Raw genomic sequence first — 20,077 nt, 5'->3', positions numbered from 1 at the left:
GCAAACCGTCAGTCATAGACGCATTCCAGATCGCCGGCGCGCGGGTTCGGGAACAGCTTGCCGGGGCCCGGGCCGCTTTCTGGCAGGCCGTAGGCGGCCTTCATCTTTGGATTCGGGATGGCCTTCACGCCGTCGGCGCCATAGCGCCAGGCGTCCCAGTAATTGGTGGGGTACATCTGGGGCACCTCGACGGCGGCAAGGAACTGCTTGAGCTTGGGCTGGTCGTCCTCGCTGTAGGCATAGTGCATCCCATACGTGAGGTCGAAGGGCTGGCCGCCGGCCGAACGGGAGTTCAGGTGGTGCGGCATGAAGAGCTTGACGTCGAACTCGGGAATCACGGTGCGCGCCTGGTAGACCATGCGGGATTCCGGGCCGCCCTGCCAGACCTCGAAACCGCTCAGCCCCTGCGCCTTGAGTGCGGCCTTCAGGTTCTCGATGGGCGACCCATAGGTCGTGGTGACCTGCTGCCCGTCCACGGTGGTGGTCACCTTGCGGGGTGTAGTCAGGTCCGGCCCTCCGGCGCCGCTGTCGGAGACGAACCAGCTGAGCGTCTGGCCGGACTTGATCCTGGTGACGAAGAGGAAGCCGAAGGTCTCCGGCCCGCCCGTGCCATTGCTGAACTCATCGCAGCTCACGCTATGGACCCAGCGCACGGCATGGATGTTCGTGAACTCATCCAGCGCAATGACCTCGCCGCCCTTGAGGCCCACGCACTGGTCAGCGGGAATGCCATGCGTTCCCACGAGCGTGGTGCATGCGGCCGGCGGTGCATACACCTTCTTGCCGGTCTGCTTGGCCCATTCCGGAAGCTGGATGGAGTGGTCCGGATGCACATGGCCCAGCAGGACCACATCGACTGAATTTCCTTCCACGCCTGAAATCAGGGTGTCCAGCGCCTTCGTCACCGCAGCGGCATTCGCGCTGCGCCCGCCGTTGACCACCTCGCCATCGAGCATCACGCCCTTGTCGCCAATCTGATAGTGCCAGTTGGTGATGCCGAACCAGGTCATCTTCACGTCGGCGGGAGCCTTGGCCAGCGGGTCGGGCTTGGGGGGCTCCGGCTCAGGCGCGGGGGCGGGGGCAGGCGCGGGCGCCGGGGCGGGCGCGGGAAGGCCGGCGAACGGATTGGACCCGCCGCTGCCTCCGCATGCCTGAAGCATCACCACGGCCGCGCACACGCTCGACAAGGCCCACAGCTTTTTTTTCATCGGTATGTCTCCTGGGAGTGAAGCGGTGCCAACGCGGCATCGCCGAGGCCCGAAGCATCTGCGCGCCCACCTTTCAGTCGGCTTTCAATGGCTGTCGGGACATGCCCTATCTAGGAGGCACCCGGTCGCAAAACTGACACTGTGGAAAAGAAGTCATCGCATGAATCGTCGACATTTCGCCGGCGCGATCGCGGCAGCGGCGCCGCTGTCGTGGCTGCGGCACGCCCTCGCGCAAGACACGGATGCGGCGCGACTGGCCGCATTGAATGTGCGCCTGGAAGGCACGCTGATCCGGCACACGCCCTCTTCGAGCATTGCCATCCTTGCGTCGGATGGCAATCCCGGCGCGCCGTACCGCGTTGGCGCGGAGTTCGCGTCCCACTGGCGGGTGCACCGCATCGATCCCGACGAAGTCATCCTGAGCGCCAGAGGCGGCAGCCTCACGCGGCTGCTGATGAGGCAGGCGCATGCGCTTTCGACGGACGGCCCGGCCCCGCGGCTGCCCTCCGTGAGGGTCGATGCGCTGCCCAATCCGAAGATGATTCAGGCGGCCGAGGACGAGTTCAATCTGCCGGCCAACGACTAGCGCGATGTCAGAGCCCGCCCTCAAACCGGCTTGCGCAGCCCCTTGGCCGCTTCGGCCGCGAGCGAGTAGGAATGCAGCCGCGCCGCATGGTCATAGATGCCGCTGGCGATGATCAGCTCGTCCACGCCGGTCTGCGCCACGAACTCGCGCAGGCGCTGGCCCACCTGCTCCTGCGTGCCGATGGCCGAGCAGGACAGCACCGAATCGAGCAGCGCGTTCTCGGCCGCGCCGATGCGCTGGCGGTAGCCTTCCACGGGCGGCGGCAGCCGGCCCGGCATGCCGGTGCGCAGGCGCACGAAGGACTGCTGCCACGAGCTGGCATGCCAGTGGGCCTGGGCCTCGTCGTCGGCCGCGAAGATGTTGAAGCCGGCCATCGCATGGGGCTTGGCGAGCTGCGCCGAGGGCTGGAAGTTGTCGCGGTAGATCTGCAGCGCGGGCATCAGCATCTGCGGCGCGAAGTGCGAGGCAAACGCAAAGGGCAGGCCCAGATGCGCGGCCAGCTGCGCGCCGAAGGTGCTGCTGCCCAGGATCCACACCGGCACCTGGCTGCCCTGGCCCGGCACGGCCAGCACGCTCTGGCGCGGCTCGGGGCTCATGAAGTCCATCAGCTCGACCACGTCCTGCGGGAAGCGGTCTGCGTCGCTCATCAGGTCACGGCGCAGCGCGCGCGCCGTGCGCTGGTCCGAGCCCGGCGCGCGGCCCAGGCCCAGGTCGATGCGGCCCGGGTACAGCGCCGCCAGCGTGCCGAACTGCTCGGCGATGACCAGCGGCGAATGGTTGGGCAGCATGATGCCGCCTGCGCCGATGCGGATGCGCTGGGTGCCCGCGCCGATGAAGGCCAGCAGCGTGGACGTGGCCGCGCTGGCGATGCCGGGCATGCCGTGGTGCTCGGCCAGCCAGTAGCGCGAAAAGCCCAGCGCCTCGCCGTGCTGCGCCAGCGCCAGCGAGTTGCGAAAGGACTCGCTGGCATCGCCGCCTTCGCGGATCGGGGAGAGGTCGAGGATGGAGAGGGCGACGTCGGTCATGGGCGCAATGATGGCGCGAAGCGCCGCAGCCTGCTCCAGCAGGGTCTTGCGACTTCGGCTAGCTCAGCGCGGCCCGCTTTGCGCCCCAGCGCGCGATCACGCGCACATAAGCCAGCTCGGCCAGCAGCTCCACGAAGGTCTGCGTCAGCACCACGGCCGGCAGCAGCGCGCCACCGCCGGGCACCGCCAGGGCCAGCGGCAGCACCACCAGCGCATTGCGCGTGCCGGCGCTGAAAGCCACGGCGCGCCCCGCGGGCGCCGGCAGGCGCAGCGCGCGCGCCACGGCCCAGCCGGCCAGCGGCGCCAGCATGGCAAAGAGCAGATACAGCGGCGCCACGCGCCAGACGGCCTCGCGCGCGGGGCCGAGTTGCGCGAGCAGCGCCGCCACCACCACGAACAGCACGCCCGCCGTGGCCGGCACGGGCAGCAGGCCCATGCCCTCGGACACGCGCCGTGCCCACGCCTGGCGCGCCGCGGCCGCCTGCGTGAGCGCGGCCAGCAACAGCGGCACGGCGATCAGCCAGACGAAGGCCTGCACGAAGGGCCCGGCCTGCACGCGACGGGCCGCCGCTTCGCCCAGCATCAGGTGCAGGTACGGCGGCAGCAGCAGCATCTGCGCGATCAGCAGGAGCGGCGTAGCCGCCAGCAGCAGCCGCGCATCGGCCCGGCCCAGGTGGGCGAAGGTCACCACGTAGTCGATGCACGGCGCCAGCAGCACCAACATCAGGCCCAGGCGCATCAGCTCGGCCTGCGGGTGCGTCGCGGGCAGTGCCTGCGCCAGCGCCCACACCAGCAGCGGCAGCAGCACGAAGTTGGCGACGCCCAGCGCCAGCAGGAAGCGCCCCTGTCCCCAGCCACGCCACAGGGCGCGCATGGGCACCTGCAGGAAGGTGGCATAGAGCATGAGCGCAATGGCCGGGTCGATCAGTGCGGCCGGCACCGCGCCGGGGCCGAGCCAGCCCACGAGCGCGCCGCCCGCCAGCGCCGCCAGGTACAGCGCGACCTGCTGGTGCTCCAGCCATTCACGCCAGCCGGCGATGCGTGCTGCACCGCTCATCGCGCGCGCCCGCACAAAACGAAGGGCACCCGCAGGTGCAGCAAAACAAAGGGCACCCGCAGGTGCCCTTGGCGACGACCCGTCAATCCGGGGGCGCTGCCGCCGTGGCATCGGTCTGCTGGCTTCGCAGCGGGCTTCCCCTTTGCAATGCACTGAGACCGAGCCAATCGGTGGCGGCGTCCGAAACTCCGAAGGTCGGGGCCGGCCGCAAGGTGTTTCTCGCGCAGCGGCGATGTCGGCGTTGTAGGCCGGGACGCCTTGAGCGCGCCAGCCGCGCCGGAGCCCCGGCTCACTTCAGCCACTTTTGCGCCGCGGCCTTGACGGCGCCGCGGCTGTCGATCAGCTCCCAGGTGAAGCGCATCACGCGCACATAGTCGGCGTCGTCCACGGGCATCATGAAGCCCAGCGTGTTCACGGGCGTCAGCGGAGCGTCGATGAAGGCCGCGTGCAGGCGCGGGTCGGTGCGCGCGTAGTGCAGGGCCTCGTAGGTCTCGGTGATCATCACGTCGCCCTTGCCTTCGGCGATCAGGCCCGGGATCTCGGCGTTTTTGTCGTGCGTGCTGACCTGCGCGGCCGTGAGGTTCTGCAGCACATAGGCCTCGTTGGTGCCGCCGGGGTTCTTGATCACGCGCACGTCGGCCTGGTTCAGGCTCTGCGGGGTGGAAAAGCGCGCCTTGGCCGCGGCCTGCACCAGCGCCACCTTGCCGAAGGGCGCGTAGCCCGGAAGCATCTCCACCTGGCGCAGCCGCGCCACGTTGCGCGTGATGCCGCCCACCGCAATGTCGAACTTGTCGGCCTGCAGGTCCGCCATGAGCCTGGGCCAGCTGGTGGCGACGTATTCCACCTTCACGCCCAGCTCTTTGGCCATGGCCTCGATGAGGTCGATGTCGTGGCCGCTGTAGCCGCCCTCGGCCTTGATGGCGAAGGGCCGGTAGTCGCCGGGCGTGCCCACGCGCAGGGTCTTGCTGTCCATGACCTTGTCCAGCCGCGGGCCGGCCTGCGCAGGCAGCGTGAAGACGGCCAGGCCCATCAGCACGGTGGTGGTGGCGGCGGCAAGGCGGCGGCGGGTCAGGCGCATGGGAGATCTCCTCGTGGGGCGGCCATGGATGAAGACGAAAAAAGGCCGCGCGCAGCATACGCCAGCCTCCGATTTCAATCGGGCCTTGCGCGGCCCAGGAGGCGTTGCACGGCGCGTGCCAGCGGGCTGCCCGGCTGTTCGAAGCCGTGGATGGCCGAGAAGTGATTGGCGTCGGCCTGCGGCACCAGCTCGGCGCGGTTGCCGGCCTGCGCCCACGCGGCCTGAAAGCGCTGCGACTGGTGGGCAAAGGCATCCTGCTCGAGCTTGCCCCAGGTCAGCACCACGGGCGTGGCGCAGGGCCGCACCTGGTGCAGCGGCGACAGTTCGCGCACCAGTGCTTCATCGAGCTGGATCATGGGCTGCAGGTAGCTGTAGCGCAGCGGCGCCAGGTCGTACAGCCCGCTGACCAGCAGCGCACCCACAAAAGGGTCTGCGTCCAGGCCATAGTCGCCGGCCCAGTCGGTCAGCAGCGCCATCGCACCCAGGTGGCCGCCCGCCGAATGGCCGCCGATGGCCACGCGCGCCGCATCGCCGCCGTGCGCGGCTATGTTGCGCAGCACCCAGGCCAGCGCGGCACGCACCTGGCGCACGATCTCGTCCAGCCGCACCTTGGGGCACAGCGCGTAGTTGACGACCACGGTGGTGATGCCCAGCGGCTGCAGCCCCAGCGCCACGCTGCTGTAGTCGGCCGCCGTGCCGGCGCGCCAGTAGCCGCCATGGATGAACACGAAGACCGGCGCACCGGGCTGCGCGGCCGGGAAGATGTCCAGCGTTTCGTCGAGCGTGGGGCCGAAGGGCACGTTGAGCTGGCAGCTCAGCACACGCCGCGCCTCGTCGCTGCGCGCCTCGAAGTGCGCGCGCTCGGCCACCGGGTCGACCACGATGAGCGAAGGGTTGTAGGCGGCATCGATGGCGGCCTGGCTGTCGAAGCCGTGGGGAAAGGCGAAGGGCGTCATGGGCGGAGGCGGTGCGCTGCAGGCGGTGCGTGGAAGATCCAAGCCTATCGCGACACCGCCGCGCCTGCTGGCGGCGGCCCGGCAGCCCCGGATCAACCCGGGGATGCCGCCCTGGCGACACCGCCGCCGCCAAGCCCGGGGCGCAGAATGCCGAGGCCCCTCACAACAACAACCGGAGACCGTCCTTGCCCGAGCCTCATCCCGCGTCGCCTTCCCCCGCGCCCGCCCTGCCACAGGCGGCCGCCTCGGTGCTCATGGTGCGCGATGGCGCCGCCGGCCTGGAGGTGTATCTGCTGCGCCGGCATGAACAGGCCAGCGTGCTCGGCGGGGCCTGGGTCTTTCCGGGCGGCAAGGTGGACGCGGCCGACGCCGCCCCTGCCCTGCAGGCGCACATCGATCTGCCGGCCCAGGCGCTGCAGCAGCGGCTGGCCGAAAGCGAGATCGACCGTGCCGCCGCTGCCGCACTGCATGTGGCGGCCGCGCGCGAGGTGTTCGAGGAATGCGGCGTGCTCTTTGCGCATGGCCCGGCATCGCAACTGCCGCTGGACGCGCCGCGCGACGCCGATTTCGGCGCCCTGCTGCGCCAGCACGACCTGCGGCTGAACACCGCCACCCTGCGCCCCTGGTCGCGCTGGGTCACGCCGGTGCAGAGCCTTTTCATCAACACGCGCCGTTTCGACACCCGCTTCTTCATCGCCGCCCTGCCCGAGGGCCAGCAGCCCGAGCCCGACGCGCGCGAGTCCAGCGATGGCCGCTGGTTCACGCCGCGCGAGGCGCTGCAGCGCTACTGGGAGGGCGAGATGCTGCTGGTGCCGCCGCAGCTGATGAGCCTGGCCCACCTGGCGCGCCATGCCGGCACGGCCGACCTGCTGGCCGCCGCAGCGGCCCGCGCGCCGCATTGCGTGCGGCCCGAGGTCTTCGAGCACGAAGGCGCGCGCGCCATCGCCTACCCGGGCGATCCGCGCCACCCCGAGCCCGGGCCGGTGATGCCCGGCCCGCTGCGCCTGGTGCAGCGCGGCGCGCGCATGGAGCCGGCCGGCGGCCTGGCGGACTTCCTGGCCTGAAAGACCGCGGGCACGGCCTGGCGCTTCAGCGCGACTGCGGCGCAGCGCCCAGCGGCTTGCCGCCAGGGCCATCCATGTAGCTGAGCCACTGCTCGGGCGGCCCGCTCTGCCCCTGGCCCGGCTTGCTGTGGTCGCACACGCCATCGGCAAAAACCGCATTCAGCCGCGACCACTGCGTGGTGGTGAAGCTGATCGGGTAGTCGCTGGCCACCAGCGGCTTGAGCTGGCACTGCATGGTGTCGCTGGTGAGGTCTTCGCCCGCGGCCACGCGCGTGTCGCGCCACACCGGCCATTCGCCTTCGGCAGGCTCGTACAGCGCGCTGGCGCCCGATCCCGTGATGGTGGACTGCGTGTGCGGGTTGGCCGAGGTGTTGCACAGCGCGGCATCGGTGCTCCAGCCGGCGCTGGCGCTCCAGCAGCTGTCGGTGGCCAGCGCGGGCTTGTTGGCGATGATCTTCTCGCGCGACGTGCGGGTGCTGCTTTGGTCCTGCTCCACCGCGGCCAGCCAGTCATTCATGGTGGCAAAGCGGCGCTCGGCGAAGTCGGGCGGGTTGCCCTTGTAGCGCCACAGCACCTGGTTGTCGTGGTCGCCATGGTGTTCCAGGATGCGGTTGCGGATCACGTAGTTGCGGAAGTCGTAGTGCTCCTCCTGGATCTGCCAGTTCACGCCGGCAATGATGGCCACCTCGCCCAGGCCCTTGCCGTGCGCCACCCGGCCGGAGGCATGCGCGATGCGCGCCGCACCCTCGTCGGCCCGCATGCGCGAGGGCTGCCACTGGCCGTTGATGTCGTAGCCGCCGATCTGCTCGTTCAGTGCCACGAACTGCTCGGCGTCGATCTCGCCCTTGTTCAGCGCGACCAGGCCGTACTGCACGCCCACGTTGTCCAGCGGCGTGCGGGCATAGCCGCTGGCGCCGCGCGCACCGAAGATGGCGATGTTGAAGTCCTGCAGCGTGCAGCGGATGCCGCCCAGGTTGGCCAGCGACCAGCGGTTGGGATGCGTGCCGCAGCCCTGGCCGCCGACCGTCGGGTCGATGTAGAAGGCCGTGCGGCTGGCCATGTTGACGTTGGCCGGGCCTTCGCAGACCTGGTTCCAGCGGTGGCCCGCGATGTTGGCGCGGTTCATCACCGTGTAGCTCAGGCCCGCGGAGCCGCCGTCGTAGAAGCGCTTGAGCAGGCCGCAGTCGGCGAACTCGCGCCCGGTGGTCCAGGTGTCCTGCCAGCCGTTGGAAGGCAGGATGCCCTGCAGCAGGCCCGGGTAGTTGGTGGCATGCAGGTGCTGCTGGTGCGCGCCGCCGGAGTTGCCCTCGCCGATGGTGTAGCGGATCGGGCCGTACTGCTCGGTGATGTGCTCCTTGAGCATCATCACCGTCTCGGCCGAGGTCACGTCGTTGCAGTGCGAGCCGTAGTTGGTCATCTCGGAGCTGGCCACCATGAAGCCGCGGCTCAGCGCCACGTGGTCCATCACGCTGCCGGGGTTGGTCTGGGTGCGGCCGAACTCGCAGCCCGAGCCAAACTTCCAGTAGAGCTTGCGGTTCCAGTTGTCCACGCTCTGCCAGGGCTGCCAGCGGGCCGTCACGTCGGTGGGGCTGGCCAGCATGGCGATGTCGTACTTGCCGCGGTTGATCACGCCGCGTTCGATGCGCACGATGTAGGGCACGCTGTGGCCGGCGTCGGTGGTGGTGCGCGCGATCAGCGCACTGTCGGGCGGGCTGGCCGGGTCGTAGTTCGCAAAGGCACCGGCCAGCGTGCGGTACTGGTAGCGCACCACGGGCGCGGCGATGTTGCATTGCGCGTCCAGCGCATCGCCCAGATCCGGGTTGCTGGCCGTGGGCGAGGCAACCTTGGTGGTGCATTCCCAGAAGTCGACCTGCGGCCCCGAGAACACCGGGCCGCCCAGCGGATGGTTGGTGACCTGCAGGCTGGCCGCGCGGCCGCCGCCCACGGTGGCGGTGAGGGTGTTGGCACCCACGGCCAGGCCTTCGACCAGCCCCATGTAGCGGCCGTTCTCGCGCAGCGCGAAGGCGGCGCTCACGTCTTGGCCGTCGCGCATCACCTTGACCTGCTCGTAGACGCCGTCGGCCGTGCGCACTTCCACCAGCGCGTTGCCGCCGGAGACCAGGTCGGCGCGGTTGGACACCACGCTGAGCGTGGGTGCGGCGCCGGGCTCGGGATTGCCCGGCCCGGTGGGCGGCGGTGTGCCGGGGTTGGCACCCCATATCGGAAACCGCGGCCCGTCATTGCCGCCGCCGCAGGCGGTCAGGGCGGCGATGCACGCCACCAGCGCGGCCTGCTGCATTCGAATCTTGCGTCTCATCCTTGCTCCTCGCTCTCTCTCGCTCTTGAAGGGGAGTCGGCAGCCTTTGCCTTGGGGCGGCAATCGCCGCCGCGGCTGGCGCCGACTTCTGGCAGAGACAGCGCGATGCGTTTCGTGGACGCAGGGGAACCCCAGCCGGCGCGCGGGGCCGGCTTGTGCGTTCCATCGGGCCTGCGGACCTGTTCTTGTGCGTCCGCGGCCTTGTCGTGTTGTCTCCGGGGAGCGAATTTAGGGGGCGGCCCTTGATCCGTGAAATCGAAAGATTGGATCAACTCATCGGCTTTTCGAATCAGGCCGCATGCCGCTGCGGCGCGCTGGCGGCGGCGCTTCTTCTATAGTCCTGCGCATGTCCATCGACCCGCCCAGCACCTTCCAGCGCGGCACGCGCCAGCGCGCGGCCATCCGCCATGCCATCGATGCGGCCAAGCGGCCGCTGCTGCCGCAGGAGATCCTCGAGCTGGCTCAGCGCCAGGTGGCCGAGATGGGCATTGCCACGGTCTACCGCAACCTCAAGCTGCTGCAGGAAGCCGGCGAGATCCGCGCCGTGGAGCTGCCCGGCGAAGCGCCGCGCTTCGAGTCGGCGCACCATGGGCACCATCATCACTTCCAGTGCCGCGGCTGCCAGCGCGTGTTCGACGTGCATGGCTGCCACGAAGACTTCGCGCGCTGGGCACCGCCTGGCTTCCTGGTGGACGGACACGAGCTGACGCTGTACGGCCGCTGCGCGGACTGCGCGCGCAAGGCCGCCAGAGCCTGACGGGGCAGGCGCCGGGTCAGCGCCGCCTTGCAGGGGCCGCGGCGCTCACTCCGCCTTCAGGCCAACGGTCTTGATGAGGCTGCCCCATTTGTGGCGCTCGGCCCGCGCGAAGGCGGCCAGTTCGTCCGGCGGGCCGCCCGCGGCCTCGTGGCCCAGCTCCAGAAGACGTTGCCGCACCTCGGGCAGGGCCAGCACCTTCGCCACTTCGGCGTTGAGCCTGCGCACCACGGCCGCAGGCGTGCCGTGCGGCGCGTACAGCCCGTTCCACGCCACCACCTGGAAGCCCTCCATGCCCGGCAAGGTGGCCACGGGCTGCACCTCGGGCAGCAGCGCCGATTTGCCCAGCGAGGTGACGCCCAGTGCCTTGAGCCGTCCGTTGGCGATGAAGGGCCGCGCGGCGCTGGCGGTGTCGATGCCCACCATGACCTGGCCGCCGATCAAATCGGTCATCGAGGTGCTGGAGCCCTTGTACGGCACGCCGCGCATGGCCACCTTGCCCTGCTGGCCCAAAAGCTCCAGCACCAGCCGCGCCGTGGTGCTGGGCAAGGCCATGTTCACGGTGTCGGGCCTGGCCTTCGCATCGGCCAGCAGGTCCGACACGCTCTTGTAGGGACTGGCCGTGTTCGCCACCACCACCATCGGGAAGGTGCTGACCAGCGCGACGGGCTCGAAGTCCTTCTCGGCATCGAAGGGCATGCTGGCGTAGAGGAACGGGTTCAGCACGTGCGTGCCGTTGGTGCCCATCACGAGCGTGTAGCCGTCGGGCGCGGCGCGTGCGGCCTCCGAGGCACCGATGTTGCCGCCCGCGCCGGCGCGGTTCTCGATCACCATCGGCTGCCCCATGGCGCGGGCCAGGTGTTCGGCGAGGTAGCGCGTGGCCACGTCGGTGCCCTGGCCGGCCTGGTAGGGCACGATGATGCGCACCGGCTTGGCGGGATAGGCCTGCGCGGCGGCGATGGACCCGCCCGAGGCGCTCCACACCAGCGCCGCAGCAAGGGCGAGATGCTTCCAGTACTTCATGGTGATGTCTCCTGTTGGTAGTTTCATGGCCCCGGGGTTCTTCGCCCTCAGGGTCCATCCCGTGAACACAGCACACCCTGTGTCCGCAGCCGCTGGATGCCGGCCGCGTCCAGGCCCGCTTCTTCAAGAATGGCTTGCGCGTGCTCGCCCATGCGCGGCGGCGCGCCGCGGGCGGCGCCCGGCGTGGCCGACAGCCGCACCGGCAGTCCGATGCCGCGGTAGCCGCCGTCCTGCACCTGCATGCCGCGGTGCGCGGCATGGGCCTGCGCAAAGGCCTCGGGCACGGTGTTGACCGGGCCGACCGGCACGCCGTTTCGCATCAGCTCATGGCAGATGGCTTCGCGCCGCCAGTGCGCAAGCGCGGCCTCGATTTCGCCGCGCAGCACCGCGCGGTGCCGCAGGCGCGCGGCGTTGGTCGCGAAGCGCGCGTCTTCGGGCAGCGCGTGCAGGCCCACCAGCGCACAGAAGCGCGAGAACTGGCGGTCGTTGAGGATGCCCAGGAAGACCTCCCCGTCCTGGCAGGCGAAGCGGTCGTAGGGCGCGATGTTGGGATGCGCGCTGCCCAGCAGCTCGGGCGCCTGGCCCGAATACATCCAGTTGGCCGCGTGCGGCACCAGCAGGCTCAGCGCGCTGTCGAACAGCGTCGCTTCCACGCGCTGGCCTTCGCCCGTGCGGTCGCGGTGGTGCAGCGCCAGCAGGATGCCGGTCAGCGCGTTGTAGCCGGTCAGGTGGTCGACCACCGGAATGCCCACCCGCGTGGGCCCCGAGGCCGGCTCGCCATTGACGCTCATCAGGCCGCACATGGCCTGCAGCACGGCGTCGTAGCCCGGCAGGCCGCCCATCGGGCCGTCGGCGCCGAAGCCGGAGATCGCGCAGTAGATCAGCCGTCCAAAGCGCGGCTGCAGGTCGCGCTCGAAGTCCAGGCCCCAGCGCCGCATGGTGCCGGGGATGAAGTTCTCCACCAGCACGTCCGCGCCTTCGAGCAGTTGCAGCAGGGTCTGCCGCCCCTCGGGCTGCGACAGGTTCATGGCCATGCCGCGCTTGCCGCGGTTCACGGCCGTGAAGTAGGCGGCGTCGCCCTCGTCGTCGAAGGGCGGCCCGAGCGTGCGCGTCTCGTCGCCGCCCGGAGGTTCGATCTTGATGACCTGGGCGCCATGGTCCGCGAGCATCTGCGTGCACAGCGGTCCGGCCAGCACGCGCGACAGATCGATGACGCGCAGGCCCGCAAGCGCGCCCCGGGGAGGCTGCGAAGAATGTGGCATGGCCGACCTCTGGAAGGGCAGGCGCGAGCCCGCTGCGCTGCAGCGGGACGGCCCGTGCCCGATGAACAAGCCCGGCGCAGCCCGCGGGCGCGCCGGTGCGCGAGTCGCTCAGCCGCGCGAGGGCAGCTCCACCACGCCGGAGCCGAGCACCGACAGCTCGTCGTCCTGGTTGTGCGCCTCCTGCGAGATCTCGACCAGGTGCCGGCCGTTCTCGACGAACTTGCGCACCACGTGCCCCTTGATGAAGAGCATGTCGCCTTCGGGGTTGTGGCGCCGGATCTTGCAGTGCGCCTTGCGCAGGAAGCCGGCGTCGCCCATCCAGTTGGTCAGGTGGTGCGTGAGCCACGAGGTGCGCTCCGGGCCGTAGTCGTAGGCGCCGGGCGCGCCCACCTCCAGCGCGAAGTCCTCTTCCCAGTGCACGCGCTCAGGCACGTCGGGAATGCCGAAGCGGTTGGTGATGCCCACGCCGGGATGCGCGTCGATCAGCTTCCAGGCCAGCTTGTTGGCGCGGATGTACAGGCCGCCCCAGCCCTGCGCGTAGGCGATGAAGCCGGTCACGGTCATCGGCCCCTTGAACATGGTGGGCAGGGACTCGCCCTCCTTCACGTCTTCCCAGTACCGCGGCGTGCTGCCGCGCACTTCTTCCTGCGCGTAGAGCTTGTACGCCTCCTGGATCTCCTCGACCGAGTAGCGGCGAGGCTCGCGCGCGCGCACTTCCTTGTACTTGCTGCCCTGCTCGCGCGCATGGTCGCGCTCGGTGCGGAAGCACCAGCTGTCGGCCTCGGCCACCTTGTCGCCATGCTGGTTGAAGAAGTCGACGTGGTAGATCTGCTGCACGGCGCGGCCAGCAAAGCGCGTCTCGTGTTCGATGAGGTCCTTCAGGTAGGCCTCGGTCTGGATCGTGTCGTTGCGCTTGATGGGCTGGTGCCACTGCCAGTCGGCGCCCGACCACATGGCGTGCACGCCGGGCAGCCCGCCCACGTAGCCCGACACGATGCGGCTGGTGGCAAACAGGAAGCTGGGCAGCGCGATGATGCCGCCGTACTGGGTCTTGGCCGCATAGTCCGGGTCGCACCACAGCGGGTTGTCGTCGCCGATGCCGTGTGCGTAGTGGCGGATGTTGTCGCGCGTGGCCTCGTAGCACCAGGGCTCGGCGGTGGCACCGATCTTCTGGCCGATGCGCTGGCGCAGCTCGTCCAGGCCGTTCTCGGTGATCTTGGGAAAGCTGCGTTCGATGGTCGTGGACATGCTGTCTCCTGCTGTTGAATGAGGTGCTGGCAATGAGGGGGGGGCTCAGGCGGTGACAGGAGCGCCTGCGGCCTCCTGCTCGCGCAGCTTCTTGCGGTGGATCTTTCCGGCCGGCGTCTTGGGCAGCTCGGCCACGAAAGCCACCTGGCGCGGGTACTCGTGCTGGCTCAGGCGCAGGCGCACGGTGTCCTGGATCTCCTGCACGAAGAGCTCGCTGGCCGGCCGGTCGGACACCACGAAGGCCTTCACGACCAGCCCGCGCAGCGCATCGGGCACGCCGATGGCGGCCGCCTCCTTGACGTCGGGGTGCTTGAGGACCGCGTCCTCCACTTCCACCGCGCCGATGGTCCAGCCGGCGGAAATGATCACGTCGTCGGCCCGGCCGCCGTGCCAGAAGTAGCCGTCGGCATCGACCCGGCCCAGGTCCTTGGTGGCCACCCATTCGCCGCGGCGCCAGAGCTTGAGCTCGCCGGTGACGTCGGGCGGGCAGGCCCGGCCCTGGGCGTCCTGCACCTCCACGCGCAGGCCGGGCACCGGCTTGCCCAGCGAGCCGGCCTTGACCGGGAAATCCGGCGCGCCGGGGTAGCTGACCAGGCACACGCCGATCTCGGTGGTGCCGTACATGCTGCAGGCCTGATGCCCGAAGGTGGCCTGGACGAAGGCCGCCGTCTCGCTGTCGATGGGCTCGCCGGTGAACGAGAGCTTGTCCAGGAAGTAGCGGTGCCTGGGAGCGGCGCCGCAGTTGCGCATCATCCGGTAGTGCGTGGCCGCGGCCGACAGGTTGTTGAAGCGATGCGCCTCCAGGGCCTGCAGCAGCCGTTCGCCGCTGAACTTGCCGGCATAGGCGCCCACGGTCACGCCCAGGGCCAGCGGCGCCAGCGTGCCGTGCCACAGGCCATGGCCCCAGGCCGGCGAGGACGGGCACATGAAGCGGTCGCCGGGCCGCACGCCGGTGCCGTAGAGCGCGGCCAGCATCAGCGTGACGATGGCGCGGTGCGTGTGCTTCACCGCATCGGGCAGCTCGCGCGTGGTGCCCGAGGTGTACTGGAAGATGGCGAGGTCGTCGGCCCGCGTCTGCGTGGCGAACTGCGCCGGATAGGCCTGCAGCGACGCCAGGAAGGCATCGTCGGCCACCACCACCCGCAGGCCCTCGACCGCGGGCACCATGCCGGCCTTCTCGGCGTTGGTGACCAGCAGGCGCGGCTTGCAGTCCTGCACGCGCAGCCGGATGCCGTCGGGGCCGAAGAGCGTGAACAGCGGCACCGCGATGGCCCCCATCTTCATCGCGCCAAAGATGGCGGCGTAGAAGGCCAGCGAGGGCTCCAGCATCACGGCCACGCGATCGCCGGGCTGCACGCCCTGTGCCACCAGCCAATGGGCCAGGCGTGCCGAGGCTTCGGAGATCTGGCCGAAGCCCAGCACCTCGTCGTCGCCCCCGGCGCGCACCAGCACCACCGCATCGCGGCCGGCATCGGCAGCGGCATGCCGGTCGATGCATTCGTGCGCGATGTTCATCTGCTGCGCATCGCCGTCGAACAGCTCCCACAGCCGCGCCGGGCTGCAAAGGGCCTGCGCGTCGGCGTAGCTCGTGTGATCCGTCAGAAGGGTCATGGCGTCTGTCTCTGCGTGTTTTCGTCGATGGACAGACTTTGCGCGTCGGCCCTAAGATTGTCAAATACGACTATCAGTTGTCTATAGACAACTCATCATGACCGAACACCCTCACATCGCCTGGCTGGGCGGGCGGCTTCCGCCCGGCAAAGGGCCGTATGCTTGGCCTCCATCGCGCACCCCTGCCATGCCTTCCAACGCACCCGCCCCTTCGCCAGCCGCCGGCCCCCGCGTCCGCCCCGTTCCCGCCGTCTCGCGCGCTCTGGCCATCCTCCGGCTGCTGGGCCAGCACAAGGAAGCGCTGACGCTCAAGGCCATTTCGCAGGAGCTGGCGCTGGTCACCAGCACCTGCCTGCACATCCTTCGCGTGCTGGTGGAGGAAGGCATGGTCCGCGTGGACCCGGCCACCAAGCGCTACAGCCTGGACGTGGGCGTGCTGGCGCTGGCGCACAGCGTGGTGCAGAACAACCCCTTCACCACGCTGGTGCAGCCGGTGCTGGACCGGCTGTCGGAGACCTGGAACGTCACCACCATCGGCATCAAGGTGACGGGCGTCGAAGACCTGGTGGTGCTGGCGCTGGCGCGCTCGCGCGCGCCCTTCAGGCTGTACGTCGAGGTCGGCAGCCGCTTCCCCGCGCTGACCAGCGCGACCGGCCGCCTGGTGGCGGCCTACGGCGGCATGTCCAACGCCGAACTGGCGCGCGCCTTCAAGGCCCTGCGCTGGGACGATGCGCCCGACTTCCAGAGCTGGCAGCAGGAGGTCAAGACCGTGCAGCAGCGCGGCGTGGCCATCGACCGGGGCAACTACATGAGCGGGATTGCCGTGGTGGCGGTGCCGATCCTCGATGGCGCGCAGCGCATCACCCACGCGCTGACGGCCGTGGGCGTGGCCGACCAGTTGAGCAAGACCCAGATCCAGGCGCTGGCCAAGGACCTGCAGCGCGAGGCGCAGGCGCTTTCGCAGCGCATCAGCGGGAGGGATTGAGATGAGACGACCCCCACGCTCCCCCGCTTCGCGAGGTCCGCTGCCCCCCGAGGGGGTGCCTCAGTGCCTTCGGGCGGCCGGGCGCCACTGAAATGAACCCGCCCACGCACACGACCGACGCGCTGTCGGCCGCCGGCTGGCGGCTTCGTGCTTCGCCCGGCTATGCAGGCCGCTTCGGCCCGCTGTGGACCCTGAAGGAAGAGGCCGGCTGGGCCTACGGCGTGCTGGCGACGGCGGAGCACCTGAACCCGGCCGGCGCGGTGCACGGCGGCGTTTTCGCATCGCTGCTGGACCACGCCCTGAGCGCCATTGCGTGGGAGGCGCTGGGGCGCCAGCCCTGCGTGACCGTGCAGCTGGACACGCAGTTCCTGCAGGCCGCGCGCGAGGGCCAGTTCCTCGAGGCGCGCGGGCGCGTGGTGCAGGCGACGGGCTCCCTGGTGTTCATGCACGGCACGGTCTGGCATGCCGGGCAGGCGCTGTGCGAAGGCAGCGCGGTGCTCAAGCGGCTGCGCTGAAGGCCCGCGTCGCGCCTACAGCCACACACCGAACAGCAGCAGCAGCCCGAGCAGCGCGAGCACGCCCGGAAGGCCCGGCGGGCGGCTTTCGGTGCCCCGGTGCAGCAGGGCTCCGGCAAGCACCGACAAGGCGAAGGCCGCCACCATGCCGAGCGCGTTGAACCAGGCATCCTGAGGCCACAGCGCATGCGTGGCGGCGGCCACGAGCAGGCACACCGGAAAGTGGACCAGGAACACCGAGTAGGAGATGCGGCCCAGCTGCCGCACGGCGGCCGGCGGCTCGATGGCGCTGAGCGACGCGCTGCGCTGCAGCGCGACGATGAGCAGCGCCGTGATCCAGGCCGCGGCCAGGCGGTCACGCCATTCAAAGGCCAGGGCCGTCGCGCCCAGGCCCACCATCAGCAGCAGCCAGGCGCCTGCATGGCGTGAGCGGCCCGCCCACCAGGCCATCAGCCCCAGGCCGTAGGAGCCGAAGAAATACAGCGCGGTCTCGTCATAGGCCGGGTCCAGGTTGAAGACCAGCATCGACAGGGCGGCGCCGGCCACCACCAGCGCCTGCGTCAGCCGTTGCGCATCGGCCCGCCAGCGCAGTTGCAGCCATGCGGCCAGCGCAAAAACCAGCACCGTCAGGGCATACAGCTGGAAGTCGATGGCCACATACCAGACGCCGGCCGAGAGCCCCGGCACGTCCAGCAGGTCCTGCAGCAGCAGGCCGTGGGCCAGGAGTTGCAGCGGCTGGGGGCTGGCAGGCACCACTTCATCGTCCTGAAGCACGGCGCGCACCAGCGAGGCCGCCAGCACGCTGACGCCCAGCGCCACCAGATAGGGCGCGGCCAGGCGCAGGTAGCGGCGCGCGATCAGGCGCAGCGGGTCGGCCGCTCGCGCGAAGGGGATGGACGCGACGCTGCCCGCAGCCAGGAAGCCGCCGATGGCCAGGAACACATGCACGGCCACCCGGCCGTGGGTCTGGAACGCGTCCAGCAGCGCGGGCGCCAGCGGGCGGGCCACATCCGCCATCAGGCCGTAGAACACCAGGTGGTGCCAGACGATGCAGGTGCAGGCGATGGCCTTGAGGGCGTCGATGCCACTCAGGCGCAGGGGCGCCGTCGATGCTGCCGGGCGCGCTGCCATGCGCGCCGGATGCTGGCCGGGAGAGGATGATGAGGACACAGCGGGACGCCCCCTTCTTTTTGTCATTTGGACGCGCCGCCATCAAGACAAAGCCCCCGGCTCCAGGGGAGGCAGGGGCTTGTTCTTGATGAGGCTGCGAGCGCTGCGATCAGAACGGAATGTCGTCGTCCATGTCGTCGAAACCGGTCGCCGAGCGCGACGCGGGTGCGGGCGCCGGCGCGCGCGGTGCGGGCGCGCGGGGGGCCGCGGCCGGTGCGCGCGAATAGCCGCCACCACCGCCGCCGCCTGAACCGCCGCCATCGCCATAACCGCCGCGGCCACCACCACCGCCGCCGCCATAGCTGCCACCGCCACCGTAGCCGTCATCGTCGCCACCGCCCGCGGGGCCGCCCTGGCCCTGGCGGCTGCCCAGCATCTGCATCTGGTCGGCGCGGATCTCGGTGGTGTAGCGCTCGTTGCCGTCCTTGTCGGTCCACTTGCGGGTGCGCAGCGAGCCTTCGACATAGATCTGCGAGCCCTTGCGCAGGTACTGGGCGGCGATCTCGGCCAGGCGGTCGTTGAAGACCACGTTGTGCCATTCGGTGGATTCGCGCTGCTCGCCGCTCTGGCGATCCTTCCAGCGGTCGGTCGTGGCGATGCGCACGTTGCAGACCTGGCCGCCGCTCGGGAAGGTGCGGGACTCAGGGTCCCGGCCCAGATTGCCGACCAGAATGACCTTGTTGACGGATGCCATGCGCGCTGCCCCTGATGACGATGGTTGTGGAAGAAAAAGCGAGCCGCACATTGTGCCCGATGCGCCCCTGGCCCGCCGCACTGGGCCCGGCATGGACAATCGGCAGCGCCGATGTCCGCCCCGCCTTCTTCCCCGAATCACGAACCCGATGTGCTGCACAACCTGCGCAGCGAGCTGTCGGGCTGGCGCCAGTGGGTGGACCGCGCCATCGTGCTGGGCTATGCGGTGTTCGCGGGGCTGTGCGTGGTGGGCTTCACCCTGGCGGCCGAATGGGCCTTCGGCCTGTTCGAGCGCGTGCACCACGCCCATGCCTGGCTGGTGCTGCTGTGGACGCCGGCGCTGACGGCCGGCATCGTGTGGCTGACGCGGCGCTGGTTCCCGGGCGCGGCCGGCTCGGGCATCCCGCAGGTGCGCGCCGCGCTGCACCCGGCGCTGCCGCCCGAGCGGCGCGGGCGCTTCGTCTCGCTGCGCCTCACGCTGGCCAAGATCGGCCTGGCCACGGCCAGCTTCGCGGCGGGCCTGTCGATCGGCCGTGAAGGCCCCTCGGTGCAGGTGGCCGCGGGCGTGATGCAGCATGCGCGACGCTGGCTCTCGCCGGGCTCCAGCCTGGACGCACGCGCGCTGCTGGTGGCCGGCGGCGCGGCCGGCATCGCCGCGGCCTTCAACGCGCCGCTGGCCGGCGTGGTCTTCGCCATCGAGGAGCTGTACGGCCGCCTGGAGGCGCGCGCCAGCGGCGTGGTGATCACGGCCATCGTGCTGGCCGGCCTGGTGGCGGTGTCGGTGTTCGGCAACCTGAGCTACTTCGGCGTGATCCACGTGCCGCCGCTGGGCTGGGAGCTGGCCGGCCCGGGCCTGATGGTGGCGCTGGGCGCCGGGGTGGCGGGCGGGCTGTTCTCGCGCCTGATGATCGCCTCGCTGACGAACGCGCCGCAGCGGCTGAACGCGCTGCGCGCGCGCTGGCCCGTGCGCTTCGCGGCCGCGGGCGGGCTGCTGATCGCGGTGATCGGCCTGGCCAGTGGCGGCGCCACCTTCGGTGCGGGCTCCGAGGCCGTCAAGCAGATGCTGGCGGGCCAGGACGTGCTGACGCCGCTGTACACGCTGCTGAAGCTGGTGGCGACCTGGCTGTCGGCCTGGGTGGGCGTGCCGGGCGGCATCTTCGCGCCCTCGCTGTCCATCGGCGCGGGCATCGGCGACGCCGTGGCCCGCGTGGCCGGGCCGGAGCTGGGGCCGGCCTTGATCGCCATGGGCATGGCCGCCTTCCTGGCCGCGGCCACCCAGGCGCCGCTGACGGCCTTCATCATCGTGATGGAGATGGTGGACGGCCACTCCATGGTGCTGAGCCTGATGGCCAGCGCCATGCTGGCCAGCCTGGTCTCGCGCATGATCAGCCGGCCGCTGTACGGCGCGCTGGCCGATCACATGGTGGGCAGCGCCATCACGGCGCCAGTGGCGGCTGCTGCTGCCGAAGCGCCAGCGCCCGAAGCCGAAACCGGCGCCCAGCGCTGAATGGGTGGCCGGTCTATC

18 protein-coding genes are annotated in these 20,077 nt (G+C 70.4%); 6 read left to right on the top strand and 12 right to left on the bottom strand.

Features of this window, described 5'->3' with window-relative positions:
* Positions 1 to 8 precede the first annotated feature (8 nt).
* Positions 9 to 1,208, bottom strand: coding sequence for an MBL fold metallo-hydrolase (locus PGB34_RS19765; RefSeq protein WP_271429821.1), 1,200 nt, complete (start codon positions 1,206 to 1,208; stop codon positions 9 to 11).
* Positions 1,209 to 1,368: 160 nt separating this feature from the next.
* Here PGB34_RS19765 and PGB34_RS19760 point away from each other — a divergent pair, with 160 nt between their 5' ends.
* Entirely contained in the window at positions 1,369 to 1,794 is a 426-nt protein-coding gene (locus PGB34_RS19760) for a type II secretion system protein N (protein WP_271429820.1), read from the top strand.
* A 20-nt stretch (positions 1,795 to 1,814) separates the two neighbouring features.
* Here the strand turns inward: PGB34_RS19760 and PGB34_RS19755 are convergent, their stop codons facing one another.
* From PGB34_RS19755 to PGB34_RS19740, 4 genes are all read right to left on the bottom strand, one after another.
* Positions 1,815 to 2,819, bottom strand: a complete 1,005-nt coding sequence (locus tag PGB34_RS19755) for an LLM class flavin-dependent oxidoreductase (protein ID WP_271429819.1) — start codon at positions 2,817 to 2,819, stop codon at positions 1,815 to 1,817.
* Between the two features lie 58 nt (positions 2,820 to 2,877).
* On the bottom strand, positions 2,878 to 3,876 hold the full coding sequence (locus tag PGB34_RS19750; RefSeq protein ID WP_271429818.1) for an arsenic resistance protein: 999 nt from the start codon (positions 3,874 to 3,876) through the stop codon (positions 2,878 to 2,880).
* 289 nt (positions 3,877 to 4,165) lie between these two features.
* Positions 4,166 to 4,906: a transporter substrate-binding domain-containing protein gene (locus PGB34_RS19745; protein ID WP_271429861.1), complete on the bottom strand. Its 741-nt coding sequence runs from the start codon at positions 4,904 to 4,906 to the stop codon at positions 4,166 to 4,168.
* 122 nt (positions 4,907 to 5,028) lie between these two features.
* Positions 5,029 to 5,910 carry an alpha/beta hydrolase gene (locus PGB34_RS19740; RefSeq protein ID WP_271429817.1) on the bottom strand — a complete coding sequence of 294 codons (882 nt, stop codon included), beginning with the start codon at positions 5,908 to 5,910 and terminating at the stop codon, positions 5,029 to 5,031.
* 185 nt (positions 5,911 to 6,095) lie between these two features.
* Here PGB34_RS19740 and PGB34_RS19735 point away from each other — a divergent pair, with 185 nt between their 5' ends.
* A complete protein-coding gene (locus PGB34_RS19735) occupies positions 6,096 to 6,974 on the top strand; it encodes an NUDIX hydrolase (protein ID WP_271429816.1) in 879 nt (292 codons plus the stop codon).
* A 25-nt stretch (positions 6,975 to 6,999) separates the two neighbouring features.
* Here PGB34_RS19735 and PGB34_RS19730 read toward each other — a convergent pair whose 3' ends face one another.
* On the bottom strand, positions 7,000 to 9,291 hold the full coding sequence (locus PGB34_RS19730; protein WP_271429815.1) for a DUF6351 family protein: 2,292 nt from the start codon (positions 9,289 to 9,291) through the stop codon (positions 7,000 to 7,002).
* A gap of 346 nt (positions 9,292 to 9,637) precedes the next feature.
* Here PGB34_RS19730 and PGB34_RS19725 point away from each other — a divergent pair, with 346 nt between their 5' ends.
* Entirely contained in the window at positions 9,638 to 10,048 is a 411-nt protein-coding gene (locus PGB34_RS19725) for a Fur family transcriptional regulator (protein ID WP_271429814.1), read from the top strand.
* 45 nt (positions 10,049 to 10,093) lie between these two features.
* On the opposite strand, the gene PGB34_RS19720 is transcribed toward PGB34_RS19725, so the two are convergent.
* From PGB34_RS19720 to PGB34_RS19705, 4 genes are all read right to left on the bottom strand, one after another.
* Positions 10,094 to 11,068: a Bug family tripartite tricarboxylate transporter substrate binding protein gene (locus PGB34_RS19720; protein WP_271429813.1), complete on the bottom strand. Its 975-nt coding sequence runs from the start codon at positions 11,066 to 11,068 to the stop codon at positions 10,094 to 10,096.
* Between the two features lie 47 nt (positions 11,069 to 11,115).
* Complete coding sequence (locus tag PGB34_RS19715) at positions 11,116 to 12,330, bottom strand: CaiB/BaiF CoA transferase family protein (RefSeq protein WP_271429812.1); 1,215 nt, start codon at positions 12,328 to 12,330, stop codon at positions 11,116 to 11,118.
* A 108-nt stretch (positions 12,331 to 12,438) separates the two neighbouring features.
* Positions 12,439 to 13,578 (bottom strand): FAS1-like dehydratase domain-containing protein, encoded by a 1,140-nt coding sequence (locus PGB34_RS19710; protein ID WP_271429811.1) that lies wholly within the window; start codon positions 13,576 to 13,578, stop codon positions 12,439 to 12,441.
* Positions 13,579 to 13,623: 45 nt separating this feature from the next.
* Positions 13,624 to 15,189: an acyl-CoA synthetase gene (locus PGB34_RS19705; RefSeq protein WP_271429810.1), complete on the bottom strand. Its 1,566-nt coding sequence runs from the start codon at positions 15,187 to 15,189 to the stop codon at positions 13,624 to 13,626.
* A gap of 187 nt (positions 15,190 to 15,376) precedes the next feature.
* Here PGB34_RS19705 and PGB34_RS19700 point away from each other — a divergent pair, with 187 nt between their 5' ends.
* Positions 15,377 to 16,174, top strand: a complete 798-nt coding sequence (locus PGB34_RS19700; RefSeq protein WP_271429809.1) for an IclR family transcriptional regulator — start codon at positions 15,377 to 15,379, stop codon at positions 16,172 to 16,174.
* 92 nt (positions 16,175 to 16,266) lie between these two features.
* Positions 16,267 to 16,689 carry a PaaI family thioesterase gene (locus PGB34_RS19695; protein WP_271429808.1) on the top strand — a complete coding sequence of 141 codons (423 nt, stop codon included), beginning with the start codon at positions 16,267 to 16,269 and terminating at the stop codon, positions 16,687 to 16,689.
* 15 nt (positions 16,690 to 16,704) lie between these two features.
* On the opposite strand, the gene PGB34_RS19690 is transcribed toward PGB34_RS19695, so the two are convergent.
* Together PGB34_RS19690 and ssb are read right to left on the bottom strand one after the other, a co-directional pair.
* Positions 16,705 to 17,820 (bottom strand): acyltransferase family protein, encoded by a 1,116-nt coding sequence (locus PGB34_RS19690; protein WP_271429807.1) that lies wholly within the window; start codon positions 17,818 to 17,820, stop codon positions 16,705 to 16,707.
* A gap of 148 nt (positions 17,821 to 17,968) precedes the next feature.
* A complete protein-coding gene (ssb, locus tag PGB34_RS19685; protein ID WP_271429806.1) occupies positions 17,969 to 18,553 on the bottom strand; it encodes a single-stranded DNA-binding protein in 585 nt (194 codons plus the stop codon).
* A gap of 111 nt (positions 18,554 to 18,664) precedes the next feature.
* Between ssb and PGB34_RS19680 the strand changes: the two genes are divergently transcribed.
* Complete coding sequence (locus PGB34_RS19680; protein ID WP_271429805.1) at positions 18,665 to 20,059, top strand: chloride channel protein; 1,395 nt, start codon at positions 18,665 to 18,667, stop codon at positions 20,057 to 20,059.
* The last annotated feature ends 18 nt before the right edge of the window (positions 20,060 to 20,077 follow it).

This window comes from Xenophilus arseniciresistens (genome assembly GCF_028023875.1).
GTDB lineage: Bacteria > Pseudomonadota > Gammaproteobacteria > Burkholderiales > Burkholderiaceae_C > Xenophilus > Xenophilus arseniciresistens.
Note: the sequence above shows the minus strand (reverse complement) of the source record. Positions and strands in the feature narration are given on the sequence as shown.

What these genes read in the sequence shown, in the direction of transcription:
- PGB34_RS19745 (WP_271429861.1), bottom strand. Translation starts at nt 4,906, where the DNA reads ATGGGCCTGGCCGTCTTCACGCTGCCTGCGCAGGCCGGCCCGCGGCTG.
- PGB34_RS19755 (WP_271429819.1), bottom strand. Translation starts at nt 2,819, where the DNA reads ATGACCGACGTCGCCCTCTCCATCCTCGACCTCTCCCCGATCCGCGAA.
- PGB34_RS19695 (WP_271429808.1), top strand. Translation starts at nt 16,267, where the DNA reads ATGAACCCGCCCACGCACACGACCGACGCGCTGTCGGCCGCCGGCTGG.
- PGB34_RS19705 (WP_271429810.1), bottom strand. Translation starts at nt 15,189, where the DNA reads ATGACCCTTCTGACGGATCACACGAGCTACGCCGACGCGCAGGCCCTT.
- PGB34_RS19725 (WP_271429814.1), top strand. Translation starts at nt 9,638, where the DNA reads ATGTCCATCGACCCGCCCAGCACCTTCCAGCGCGGCACGCGCCAGCGC.
- PGB34_RS19730 (WP_271429815.1), bottom strand. Translation starts at nt 9,291, where the DNA reads ATGAGACGCAAGATTCGAATGCAGCAGGCCGCGCTGGTGGCGTGCATC.
- PGB34_RS19750 (WP_271429818.1), bottom strand. Translation starts at nt 3,876, where the DNA reads ATGAGCGGTGCAGCACGCATCGCCGGCTGGCGTGAATGGCTGGAGCAC.
- ssb (WP_271429806.1), bottom strand. Translation starts at nt 18,553, where the DNA reads ATGGCATCCGTCAACAAGGTCATTCTGGTCGGCAATCTGGGCCGGGAC.
- PGB34_RS19715 (WP_271429812.1), bottom strand. Translation starts at nt 12,330, where the DNA reads ATGCCACATTCTTCGCAGCCTCCCCGGGGCGCGCTTGCGGGCCTGCGC.
- PGB34_RS19710 (WP_271429811.1), bottom strand. Translation starts at nt 13,578, where the DNA reads ATGTCCACGACCATCGAACGCAGCTTTCCCAAGATCACCGAGAACGGC.
- PGB34_RS19720 (WP_271429813.1), bottom strand. Translation starts at nt 11,068, where the DNA reads ATGAAGTACTGGAAGCATCTCGCCCTTGCTGCGGCGCTGGTGTGGAGC.
- PGB34_RS19760 (WP_271429820.1), top strand. Translation starts at nt 1,369, where the DNA reads ATGAATCGTCGACATTTCGCCGGCGCGATCGCGGCAGCGGCGCCGCTG.
- PGB34_RS19690 (WP_271429807.1), bottom strand. Translation starts at nt 17,820, where the DNA reads ATGGCAGCGCGCCCGGCAGCATCGACGGCGCCCCTGCGCCTGAGTGGC.
- PGB34_RS19680 (WP_271429805.1), top strand. Translation starts at nt 18,665, where the DNA reads ATGTCCGCCCCGCCTTCTTCCCCGAATCACGAACCCGATGTGCTGCAC.
- PGB34_RS19700 (WP_271429809.1), top strand. Translation starts at nt 15,377, where the DNA reads ATGCCTTCCAACGCACCCGCCCCTTCGCCAGCCGCCGGCCCCCGCGTC.
- PGB34_RS19740 (WP_271429817.1), bottom strand. Translation starts at nt 5,910, where the DNA reads ATGACGCCCTTCGCCTTTCCCCACGGCTTCGACAGCCAGGCCGCCATC.
- PGB34_RS19765 (WP_271429821.1), bottom strand. Translation starts at nt 1,208, where the DNA reads ATGAAAAAAAAGCTGTGGGCCTTGTCGAGCGTGTGCGCGGCCGTGGTG.